The 10,911-nt window shown below is 70.5% G+C and carries 10 protein-coding genes; 4 read left to right on the top strand and 6 right to left on the bottom strand.

Annotation, left to right across the window (positions count from 1 at the left end; all coding sequences use genetic code 11):
• On the top strand, window positions 1–3,613 hold a 3,613-nt coding region (locus tag AC1DXJ_RS16825; protein ID WP_477637509.1), incomplete at its 5' end, for a multifunctional oxoglutarate decarboxylase/oxoglutarate dehydrogenase thiamine pyrophosphate-binding subunit/dihydrolipoyllysine-residue succinyltransferase subunit.
• Between the two features lie 198 nt (window positions 3,614–3,811).
• On the opposite strand, the gene AC1DXJ_RS16820 is transcribed toward AC1DXJ_RS16825, so the two are convergent.
• Window positions 3,812–4,729, bottom strand: coding sequence for a DUF559 domain-containing protein (locus AC1DXJ_RS16820; protein WP_477615989.1), 918 nt, complete (start codon window positions 4,727–4,729; stop codon window positions 3,812–3,814).
• A 224-nt stretch (window positions 4,730–4,953) separates the two neighbouring features.
• Between AC1DXJ_RS16820 and AC1DXJ_RS16815 the strand changes: the two genes are divergently transcribed.
• Both AC1DXJ_RS16815 and AC1DXJ_RS16810 read left to right on the top strand, forming a co-directional pair.
• Window positions 4,954–5,130, top strand: a complete 177-nt coding sequence (locus AC1DXJ_RS16815) for a DUF6104 family protein (RefSeq protein WP_140741227.1) — start codon at window positions 4,954–4,956, stop codon at window positions 5,128–5,130.
• A gap of 3 nt (window positions 5,131–5,133) precedes the next feature.
• Complete coding sequence (locus AC1DXJ_RS16810) at window positions 5,134–5,784, top strand: GDSL-type esterase/lipase family protein (RefSeq protein WP_477615988.1); 651 nt, start codon at window positions 5,134–5,136, stop codon at window positions 5,782–5,784.
• A gap of 6 nt (window positions 5,785–5,790) precedes the next feature.
• Here the strand turns inward: AC1DXJ_RS16810 and AC1DXJ_RS16805 are convergent, their stop codons facing one another.
• Together AC1DXJ_RS16805 and AC1DXJ_RS16800 are read right to left on the bottom strand one after the other, a co-directional pair.
• Window positions 5,791–6,012 (bottom strand): hypothetical protein, encoded by a 222-nt coding sequence (locus AC1DXJ_RS16805; RefSeq protein ID WP_477615987.1) that lies wholly within the window; start codon window positions 6,010–6,012, stop codon window positions 5,791–5,793.
• Between the two features lie 69 nt (window positions 6,013–6,081).
• Window positions 6,082–7,056 (bottom strand): zinc-binding dehydrogenase, encoded by a 975-nt coding sequence (locus tag AC1DXJ_RS16800; RefSeq protein ID WP_477615986.1) that lies wholly within the window; start codon window positions 7,054–7,056, stop codon window positions 6,082–6,084.
• A 91-nt stretch (window positions 7,057–7,147) separates the two neighbouring features.
• Between AC1DXJ_RS16800 and AC1DXJ_RS16795 the strand changes: the two genes are divergently transcribed.
• A complete protein-coding gene (locus tag AC1DXJ_RS16795) occupies window positions 7,148–8,062 on the top strand; it encodes a nucleotidyltransferase family protein (RefSeq protein ID WP_477615985.1) in 915 nt (304 codons plus the stop codon).
• Here AC1DXJ_RS16795 and rfbD read toward each other — a convergent pair.
• The 3 genes from rfbD to AC1DXJ_RS16780 are packed head-to-tail and all read right to left on the bottom strand — an operon-like array spanning window position 8,059 to window position 10,891.
• Window positions 8,059–8,943: a dTDP-4-dehydrorhamnose reductase gene (gene rfbD / locus AC1DXJ_RS16790; protein ID WP_477615984.1), complete on the bottom strand. Its 885-nt coding sequence runs from the start codon at window positions 8,941–8,943 to the stop codon at window positions 8,059–8,061. The genes AC1DXJ_RS16795 and rfbD overlap by 4 nt on opposite strands.
• A complete protein-coding gene (rfbB, locus tag AC1DXJ_RS16785; protein WP_477615983.1) occupies window positions 8,943–9,938 on the bottom strand; it encodes a dTDP-glucose 4,6-dehydratase in 996 nt (331 codons plus the stop codon). Before rfbB ends, rfbD begins: the two co-directional genes overlap by 1 nt.
• 8 nt (window positions 9,939–9,946) lie before the next feature.
• Complete coding sequence (locus tag AC1DXJ_RS16780; RefSeq protein ID WP_477615996.1) at window positions 9,947–10,891, bottom strand: glycosyltransferase family 2 protein; 945 nt, start codon at window positions 10,889–10,891, stop codon at window positions 9,947–9,949.
• Window positions 10,892–10,911 lie beyond the last annotated feature (20 nt).

Genomic DNA, 10,911 nt, shown 5'->3' with positions numbered 1-10,911 from the left:
GGCTCCCGCCGCGCCCGCTGCGCCCGCCGCCCAGGCTCCCGCCGCTGCCGCCGCTCCTGCGGCCACGCCCGCGCCCACCGCGCCGGCTCCCGCACGCGCCCCCGCGGCCCGGGCCGAGGCCCCCGCCACCGTCGACACGACGAAGGAGGCGCCCAAGCCCCGCGAGCCGGAGGCCCCCAAGGCGACCAAGGCGACCAACCAGGACGAGGTCAGGCCGTTGCGCGGCGCCAGCGCCCGCACGGTCACCAACATGGAGACCTCGCTGACGGTCCCGACCGCCACGAGCGTCCGTGCCGTGCCCGCCAAGCTGCTCATCGACAACCGCGTCGTCATCAACAACCACCTGCAGCGCTCGCGCGGGGGCAAGGTGTCGTTCACCCACCTCATCGGCTACGCCCTGGTCAAGGCGCTGGGCCACATGCCCGAGATGAACAACGGGTTCACCGAGGAGAACGGCAAGCCGGCGCTCGTCGTCCCGGGCCACGTCAACCTCGGCCTCGCCATCGACATGGCCAAGCCCGACGGCACGCGCCAGCTGCTGGTCCCCTCCATCAAGTCCGCCGAGTCGATGGACTTCGCGCACTTCTGGACCGCCTACGAGGACATCGTCCGCAAGGCCCGGGGCAGCAAGCTCACGGTCGAGGACTTCCAGGGCACCACGCTGACCCTCACCAACCCCGGCACCATCGGCACCGTCCACTCGGTCCCGCGCCTGATGGCCGGTCAGGGCGCGATCATCGGTGTCGGTGCGCTCGAGTACCCCGCCGAGTGGCAGGGCGCGAGCCAGGAGACCATCAACCGCAACGCCGTCTCCAAGATCATCACGCTGACCAGCACCTACGACCACCGCATCATCCAGGGCGCGCAGTCCGGCGACTTCCTGCGGATCGTGCACCAGCTGCTGCTCGGCGAGAACGGCTTCTACGACGAGATCTTCGAGAGCCTGCGGCTGCCCTACGAGCCGGTGCGCTGGGTCCAGGACATCTCGACCCACCACGACGACGACGTCAACAAGACCGCGCGCGTGCAGGAGCTCATCCACGCCTACCGCGTGCGGGGCCACCTGATGGCCGACACCGACCCGTTGGAGTACCGCCAGCGCCGTCACCCCGACCTCGACGTCACCAGCCACGGCCTGACGCTGTGGGACCTCGAGCGCGACTTCGCCACCGGCGGCTTCGGCGGTGCGCCGATGCTGCGGCTGCGCAAGATCCTGGGCATCCTGAGGGACTCCTACTGCCGCACCATCGGCACGGAGTACATGCACATCCAGGACCCCGAGCAGCGCCGCTGGCTGCAGGACAAGATCGAGGTCGGCTACGCGAAGCCGGGCCCCGACGAGCAGCTGCGCATCCTGCGCCGGCTCAACGCCGCCGAGGCGTTCGAGACGTTCCTGCAGACCAAGTTCGTCGGCCAGAAGCGGTTCAGCCTCGAGGGCGGCGAGTCGGTCATCGCGCTGCTCGACCGCATCCTGTGCCGGGCTGCCGCGGACGCCATGGACGAGGTCTGCATCGGTATGCCGCACCGTGGGCGCCTCAACGTGCTCGCCAACATCGCGGGCAAGTCCTACGGCCAGATCTTCCGCGAGTTCGAGGGCAAGCAGGACCCCAAGTCCGTGCAGGGCTCCGGCGACGTGAAGTACCACCTGGGCACCGAGGGCGAGTTCGTCGCCGAGGACGGCAACAAGACCAAGGTCTACCTCGCCGCCAACCCCTCCCACCTCGAGGCCGTCAACCCGGTCCTCGAGGGCATCACCCGGGCCAAGCAGGACCGGCTCGACCTCGCCGGTGAGGACTTCACGGTGCTGCCGCTGCTGCTGCACGGCGACGCGGCGTTCGCCGGGCAGGGGGTCGTCGCCGAGACGCTCAACCTGTCCCAGCTGCGGGGCTACCGCACCGGCGGCACCATCCACGTGGTCATCAACAACCAGGTCGGCTTCACGACGTCGCCGAGCGCGTCCCGGTCGAGCACGTACTCGACCGACGTGGCCCGGATGATCCAGGCTCCGATCTTCCACGTGAACGGCGACGACCCCGAGGCCTGTGTCCGGGTGGCCGAGCTCGCCTACGAGTTCCGGCAGGAGTTCAACAAGGACGTCGTCATCGACATGGTGTGCTACCGCCGCCGCGGTCACAACGAGGGAGACGACCCCTCGATGACCCAGCCGTTGATGTACAACCTCATCGAGGCCAAGCGCTCGGTCCGCAAGCTCTACACCGAGGCCCTCATCGGCCGCGGCGACATCGGGCAGGAGGAGGCCGAGGCCGCGCTGCGCGACTACCAGCAGCAGCTCGAGAGGGTGTTCGTCGAGACCAAGGCCGCTCTCAAGGAGGCCGCCACGGCCGACTCCACCGATGCCACGCTCGCCGGCACCGACGCCGAGGGCCACTCCGGCCTCGAGCCGCCGACCGCGCAGGCCACCGACCAGGCCACCCGCTCGGCCGACCAGACGGCCATCCCGGCGGACCAGCTCCACCACATCGGTGACGCCTTCGTGAACCCGCCGCAGGGCTTCACGGTGCACCCCAAGCTGCTCCAGGCCATGGAGAAGCGCGCGCAGTCGACCCGCGACGGTGGCATCGACTGGGCGACCGGTGAGCTGCTGGCCTTCGGGTCGCTGCTCATGGAGGGCACGCCGGTGCGTCTCGCCGGTCAGGACAGCCGGCGCGGCACCTTCGTCCAGCGCCACGCGGTCCTCATCGACAAGAACACCGCCGAGGAGTGGACCCCGCTGCTCTACCTCGGCGAGGGTCAGGCCCGGTTCTGGGTCTACGACTCGCTGCTGTCCGAGTTCGCGGCGATGGGGTTCGAGTACGGCTACTCCGTCGAGCGTCCCGACGCCCTCGTCCTGTGGGAGGCGCAGTTCGGCGACTTCCTCAACGGCGCCCAGACCATCATCGACGAGTTCATCTCGTCCTCCGAGCAGAAGTGGGGCCAGCGCTCGTCCGTCGTGCTGCTGCTCCCCCACGGCTACGAGGGCCAGGGCCCCGACCACTCCTCCGCCCGCATCGAGCGCTTCCTGCAGATGTGCGCCGAGGACAACATGACGGTGGCCTACCCGTCGACGCCCGCGAGCTACTTCCACCTGCTGCGCCGACAGGCCTATGCCCGTCCGCGTCGTCCGCTCATCGTCTTCACCCCGAAGTCGATGCTGCGGCTCAAGGCGGCGAGCAGCATGCCGGCCGACTTCACCGACGGCACCTTCCGTCCGGTGATTCCCGACCGCGCGTCGTTCGACACCGCCGCCGTCACCCGAGTCCTGCTCGCCAGCGGCAAGGTCGTCTACGACCTCGAGGCCGCCCGTGAGAAGGCGGGTGACACCACCACCGCCATCGTGCGGGTCGAGCAGCTGGCTCCGTTGCCGGCCAAGGAGATCGCGGCCGAGCTCGCGAAGTACCCCGCTGCCGACGTGCTCTGGGTGCAGGACGAGCCCAACAACCAGGGCGCCTGGCCGTTCATCGCGCTCAACCTGCCGCAGGCCCTCGCCGGACTCGGCGAGACCCGCCTGCTGCGGGTGGTCTCGCGCAAGGCTTCGGCCTCACCGGCCACCGGCTCGAGCAAGCGGCACGCCGAGCAGCAGTCCGAGCTCATCACGTCCGCCTTCGCGAGATAGAACACCAGAGTCCAGGCAGTCTCACGCACGGACTCCACCAGGTATGCCGCGTGGCTGGCCCAGCCACGCGGCATACCTGCGTCTGTGGCCTGGCGGTCGTGGGCGGACGACCACGGTCCGCGCCCCGGTCGGGTGATCGCGCCGCCCTGAGCACACCCTCGTCGAGCCGCCCCTGACCACGGTCGTCCTGCCACGAGGTCACGCGGCCACACGCAGGCGAGCCCGGTGGAGTTCTTCGCGCAGGGCCAGCTCCTCGCGCCGGATGGCCACAGCGGCCGCGATCATCTCCGCCACCCACGCCGGCCTGGTCATCACCCGCGTCCAAGGGAATCGCAGCACCAGCCACCCGTCGGCCACCAGCTCGTCGTACCGCACGCAGTCCTTCTCGAACAGCTCGCCCTCCCCGTGGAACTCGAAGCTGTCCGCCTCGAGCACGATCTTCAGGCTGACGTCCGCGAGGTCGACCCGGCCCACCCAGCGCCCGTTGCGGTCGATGCGGACCTGCGGCACGACCGAGAGCCCGGGGACCTCGAGCGCGATCGCCCTCAACACCGACTCGAACGGGTTTGCTGCTCGGGGATCCGCCAGCTCCACCACCCGCGCCACCTTGCGGCGAGGCCCGCGGGCGGGGAGTGCCGCCACTGCCCGAGCGAGCTCGGCCCTGGTCACCGTGCCGTCGCGCAGCGCGGAGTCGGCGACGGCGAGCCCCTCGTCGAACGGCAGCCGCGCCGCGCAGTCGATCACGGTCCGCACTGGCCCGGTCACCAGTCCATCGACGTCGGCATCAGGCAGGTTCACCCACGTCACCTGCGCCGACCCACGTTGGTCGGCGGTGAGCTTGCGACCGCGCCCGACCGCGATCTGAGGTGCCCGGGGTTGCCACTTGAGCGCCCAACCATGGTGTGCCGCGGCGCTCAGCAGGACGGAGGTGCCTCGGAGCTGCACTGCCATCCGCCGCGCACTCGTTGCCGTCGGAAGGGCGTAGCGGCCCCGGGCCACCCGCTCGACCAACCCGGCACGCAGGGCGTTCTCGAAGGACCGCCGGTCACTCGCCGCGATGACCTCGGCCCGGGTGGCGGCGCCCCCCAGTCGGCCCAGCGCCTCCACTGCGTTCACGCTGCGAGTCTGGCCCGACCGCGACGCTCGCCCCCGACTCTGTCCACAGCCTCGTCGGCGGACGACCAGGGTCGCCGCGCCGGTCCCCTGCCAGGCGCATCCTCCGCAGGGCGTCCGATCCGCGTCGCCGACCGTGGTCGTCCGCGCACAACCGCGCCACACTGCGCCGGGTATGCCGCGTGGCTGGCTCAGCCACGCGGCATACCCCCGTTAACCTTGCAGTCGTGTACTTCACGGATCGCGGCATCGAGGAGCTGGTCGCTCGCCGAGGGGAAGAAGAGGTCTCCTTCGAGTGGTTGGCCGACCAGCTGCGGACCTTCGTGGACCTGAATCCCGATTTCGAGACCCCCGTCGAGCGCCTGGCCACCTGGCTGGCCCGGCTCGACGACGACGAGGACTGACGCGTGAGCGACCCCACCTTCACCCCGAGCGCCGAGTTCCAGGTTGCCTCCGACGGTCCCCGCGACGTGGGGATCGTCTTCGTCGGCGACTCGCTCGTCGTCGGAGTGGGTGACCCCAAGGGACAGGGCTGGGTCTCCCGGGTGGCCGGTCGGACGCACCACCCCGACCTCGAGCTCACGGCCTACAACCTGGGGGTGCGGGGCGACACCACGGCTGACGTGCTGGCCCGCTGGAAGGCGGAGTGCGCGCCCCGCTGGGCGGGACGCGCCGAGAAGCGGCTGGTCGTCTCGGTCGGCGGCAACGACGCGGCCACCGGCGTGACCCTGGCCCGCCACCGCCTCAACCTCGCAAACATCCTCGACGACGCGGCCAGCGCAGGTATCGGGACGTTCGTGGCGAGCCCGACGCCGACCGACGACTCCGAGATCAACGCCAAGCTCGACGTGCTCGTGGAGGCGCAGGCCGATGTCTGCGCCCGCCGTGGGGTGCCGTTCGTGGACTGTTTCCGTCCGCTGCTCGGTCACGAGCAGTGGCAGAGCGACCTGGCGGCGAGCCGGATCGCCCACCACCCGGGACAGGCGGGATACGGCCTCATCGCGTGGCTGGTGCTGCACAACGGCTGGTACGACTGGCTGCAGATCTCGCCGAGCTGACGAGTCCTAGAGGTGCCGGTCCGCCAGGGCGCGCAGCTGGGCCAGCGTCTCGATCGCGCTGCGGTCACCGATGAGCCACGGGTTGACGACAGCCCGCATCTCGGCGTCGAGGTCGGGCCCCGGAGGGTTGCGGCGGGTGTGACCGTGCGGGACCGGGGCCACCGCCTTTGGATTGTGTGTCCACCTCGAGTCGATGATGTCGTCCGGTGAAGAGGGGAACTGTTCCATCTCCCCTTGATACGCCTGTGTCGGCCAGATCCCTAATCGGCCTCAGGCCCCTCTCAGGGAGGTGCTCCGTCAGGATCCGACGGTGAAGACGACCTTGCCGAACACGTCGCCGGCCGCCATCTTGGCGAAGCCCTCCCGCGCCCGGTCGAGTGGCAGGGTCGTGTCGATCACCGGCTCGATCCGCTGCTGCACCACGAGCTGCGTGAGCCGTTCGAGCTCGGTGCGCGTCCCCATGGTCGACCCGACGACCCGCAGCTGCTTGAAGTAGATCTTGGTCAGCTCGGCCTTGCTCGGGGCATCGCCTGACGTGGCGCCGGAGATGACGATCGTCCCGCCCGGCTTGAGCGAGTTCACGGAGTGCGACCAGGTGGCGGCGCCGACGGTCTCCATGACGGCGTCGACCCGGTCGGGGAGCCGTTCGCCGTTCCCGAAGGCGCGGTCCGCACCGATCCCCACCGCCAGCCGCCCCTTCTCCTCGTCGCGGCTGGTGACCCACATCCGGTAACCCGCCGCAGCACCGAGCTGGACCAGGGCAGTGGCCACCCCGCCGCCGGCTCCCTGGACCAGGACGGTCGCACCGGGCGTGAGCCCCGCATTGCTGAAGAGCATCCGGTATGCCGTGAGCCAGGCCGTCGAGAGGCACGCGGCGTGCGTCCACGGCAGGTCCGCAGGCTTCGCGACGAGGTTCGAGGTCGGGACGGCGACCTTCTCCGCGAGGGTCCCGTCGTGCAGCTCGGAGAGGAGGGTGCGGCGCGGGTCGAGCGTCTCGTCGCCCCGCCACCCGTCGCTGGGCACGACCGCGTGGACGATGACCTCGTTGCCCTCCTCGTCGATCCCGGCGCCATCGCAACCGAGGATCATCGGGAGGCGGTCCGCGGACAGCCCGACGCCGCGCAGCGACCAGACGTCGTGGTGGTTCAGGCCGGCGGCCCGGAGCGTGACGGTCGTCCACCCCTCGCGCGGCTGCGGGTCGGGCCGCTCGCCGACCTCGAGGCCGGACAGCGGGTCGTCGGCGGACTGGCGGGCAGCGTAGACGGCGAGCATGGACCGACCTTAGCGAGAGTCCTGTGGCACGAACGGCGGAGGGGGAGCTGAAACGGGGCACCCTGATCCGCGGCAGCCGCATACTGACGGGGTGCCGGAGTCCACGCTGTCGATGACCGAGGGCGTGCTGCTCGCGCACGCCCTCGTGGCGCGCCTTGCCGACCAGGTGGGTGCCCGGGTTCTCTTCATCAAGGGGCCGACGGCCGTTGCACTGGGCGCCCGGCCTGACCGAGCCTCCACCGACGTGGACGTCCTCGCCGACCGGGCCGGGTTCGTCGCCCTGTGCGCCGCCCTGGAAGGGTCCGGGTGGCAGCGACGCATCGCGGCCACGGGACTGCGTCGCGCGGCCGACCTGGCGTTTGAACACTCCGCGCACTTCATCCACCCGGACTGGCCGTGCGACCTGGACGTGCACTTCTCCTTTCCGGGGTTCCTGGCGCCGGAGGCCGAGGTGTTCGAGGCGCTGTGGGACACCAGCACCACGGTGGACGTCGCAGGCCGCTCGGTGCCCAGCCCCTCGGTGCAGGGGCAGGCCCTGGTCGTCGCGCTCCACGCGCTGCGAGACCCGGGCAAGGTGACGAGCCAGCAGGACCTGGCCCACCTGGAGGCGACCGTGGCCGGCTGGCCACCTGACCTGCTCGCGCAGCTGGCAGACCTGGCGGCCGCAACGGGTTCGTCGGACTCCGCAGATTCGTTCCTCGGGCACGTGGGTGCGGTCGTCGCGACGGACGGCCCACGGTACTCAGCACGGGTGGCGGACTGGCGAGCGCGTCAGCAGGGGTTCGGGCGATCGACGATGTGGCTCGTGGAGCTGCGGCGTTCGCCCTGGCGCGAACGCCCGGGAGTGCTCCGTCGAGCCCTCCTCCCGTCGCCCGAGTACCTCGTCGGATCGCACCTCGCAGCGGACCTGGGCCGCGGGCGACTCGTGCTGCTCCACTGTCGACGCTGGGGTCGCGCGCTGGCCTCGCTGCCGAGGGCTCTGGGTCGCGCTCGCCGGCTCCGTTAGGCCTTCGGCTCCTGGGCCACCGCGTCTGCGACGACGTCGGCCAAGGACGCGGCGAGGCTCTCCTGCCAGGGCGGCAGGGGTGCGAGGCGTGCCATCCGCCAGGAGTCGTGCCCCAGCACGCTGTAGGTGGGACGCGGTGCGGGGAGGGGGAACGCGTCGCTGGACGTCGGCCGCACCCTCTCCGGGTCCAGCCCGAGCCCACGGAAGATCTCCTGGGTGAGTCCGAACTTGGTCGTCTCTCCCTGGCTGGTGGCGTGCCACACGCCGAACGGCGCCGACTCGTGCACGAGCCGCAGGATCGCCTGGGCGACGTCCATCGTCCAGGTCGGCTGGCCGGTCTGGTCGTCGACGACGTCGAGGGTGTCGTGCCGGTCGGCCAGCCTCGCCATGGTCTTCACGAAGTTCGGGCCCCCGGCGCCGTACAACCAGGCCGTCCGGACGATCCACGCCTGGGGGCACCGCGCCTGCACCGCCCACTCCCCTGCGGCCTTGGTCCGCCCGTAGGCGGACAGCGGCGCAAGAGGTGCGTCCTCGGCATACGGCTCGGTCGCGTCGCCGGCGAACACATAGTCCGTCGAGATGTGGACGAGGCGCGCTCCGACGGCTCGGCACGCGTCTGCGACGTTGGCCGCGCCCACCGCGTTGACCGAAAAGGCTTGCCCTTCATGGCTTTCCGCGTCGTCAACTGCCGTGTATGCCGCGCAGTTCACCACGACGTCGTGGCCCCGCACGGCATCACGCACGGCATCGGCGTCGGTGATGTCCAGGTCGGACCGGGTGAGCGCGGTGACGTCGTCGTCCGGGACACCGGCGAGCGCCAGCGTCACCTGCAGGTCGAGGCCGAGCATGCCGCCCGCGCCGGTCACCAGCCAGCGGGTCATCAGCGGCCGAGCCGGTCGTACCGCGCCTCGGCGACGACCTTGGCCGTGCGCCACCAGTCCTGGTTGTCCTGATACCAGGCGATGGTGTCCTCGAGGCCCGAACGGACGTCGGGGTGGGCCGGCCGCCAGTCGGTCTCGGCCCGCAGCTTGGTGGCGTCGATCGCGTAGCGCAGGTCGTGGCCCGGGCGGTCCGGGACGTGGTCGAACCAGTCGGCCGGCTTGCCCATGAGGTCGAGGATCAGCGCCACGACGTCCCTGTTGTTCATCTCGCCGTCGGCCCCGATGAGGTAGGTCTCCCCGAGCCGGCCCTGCTCGACGATGGTGATCACGGCGTCGTTGTGGTCGTCGACGTGGATCCAGTCGCGGACGTTGGCGCCGGCTCCGTAGAGCTTGGGCTTCACCCCGTCGATGATCCCGGTGATCTGCCGGGGGATGAACTTCTCCGGGTGCTGGCGCGGGCCGTAGTTGTTCGAGCAGTTCGACAGTGTCGCCTTGAGCCCGAAGGAGCGGATCCAGGCGCGGACCAGCAGGTCGGCACTGGCCTTCGACGCCGAGTAGGGGCTCGAGGGGTTCAGCGGCGTGGTCTCGGTGAACTTGGCCGGGTCGTCGAGCTCGAGGTCGCCGTAGACCTCGTCGGTGGAGATGTGGTGGATCCGCTTGTCGTGCCGACGCACCGCCTGGATGAGCTGGTAGGTGCCGATGATGTTGGTGTCGATGAACGGCCACGGGTCGTCCAAGGAGTTGTCGTTGTGCGAGTCCGCGGCGAAGTGGATGACGAGGTCGTGGGCGGCGACCAGCTCGTCCACGAGGTCGGCGTCGGTCACCGAGCCCTTCACCACGTCGACCTCGCCGACCACGGGGTCGAGCGAGGTGAGGTTCGCGGCATACGTCATCGAGTCCAGGACGGTCAGCCGCCAGTCGGGGCGGACCTGGCGGGCCCTGATGACGAAGTTCGAGCCGATGAAACCGGCGGCGCCGGTGACGAGGACCTTCACGATTTCTCCTACGTGGTGGAGGCGGGCCGGGTCCCGTGATCGAGCTCTGCGATCAGTGCGGGTTCGACGTCTGGGAGCGAGTCCGCCGGACGGGTGGGGGGTGCGCCGTGGAACACCCGCTTGCTCCGCCGTGACGCGAGGTAGCGTAGCGCCAGCCCCAGTCGGATGATCAGCCGCAGGGGTAGCTGGCGCGGGGAGGAGTACCGCCGGGCGAGGTACCGGTAGGCGCTGGCGTGGTGAACGCGGGACATGCCCATGCGGTCCCGGTTGGTCGCGTGACCGCCGTGGTGGACCACGACCGAGTCGGGCACGTAGACGACGTCCCAGCCCGCCTCGGCGAGTCGTTCGCACAGGTCGACGTCCTCGAAGTACATGAAGTACGCGGAGTCGAATCCCCCGACCGCCTCGAAGGCCTCGCGGCGCAGGAGGAGACAAGCCCCGGAGAGCCAACCCACCCGGCCCTCGACAGGGTCGTGACGCTCGCGCCGGTAGCGCGCCGTCCAGGGGTTGTTGGGCCAGGCCCAGCCCAGGAGGGCGTGGCCGACCCCGTTGTGCAGACGTGGGATCTGGCGAGCAGACGGGTAGAGCAGGCCTTCATCGGTGACGATGCCCGGCCCGAGCGCTCCTGCTCGGGGCCAGCGCTCCGTGGCGTCGAGCAACCGGTCGATCGACTCCGGCTCGAAGCGCACGTCGGGGTTGGCGATGATGAACCATTCCTCGTCCCTGCCCTCGGCACCGAGGTTGGCAGCCCGGCCGTAGCCGAGGTTGCCGCCAGAGCTGACGAGCTGGACACCACCGCGGCCTCGGGCGCGTTCCGGCGAGCCGTCAGTGGACCCGTTGTCGATCAGGGTGACGGGCACCGGGTGTTGCGTCGCCTCGGCCAACGAGTCGAGCAGCTCGTCCAGGAAAACCCCCGGTGAGTACGTCACCACGAGCAGCCGAACCTTGGTCATCGTGTTCACGAGCGCCCCCT

The organism is Pedococcus sp. P2_D9 (genome assembly GCF_056404275.1).
The sequence above is the reverse complement of the archived record's forward strand: the minus strand, read 5'-3'. Positions and strand labels throughout refer to the sequence as shown.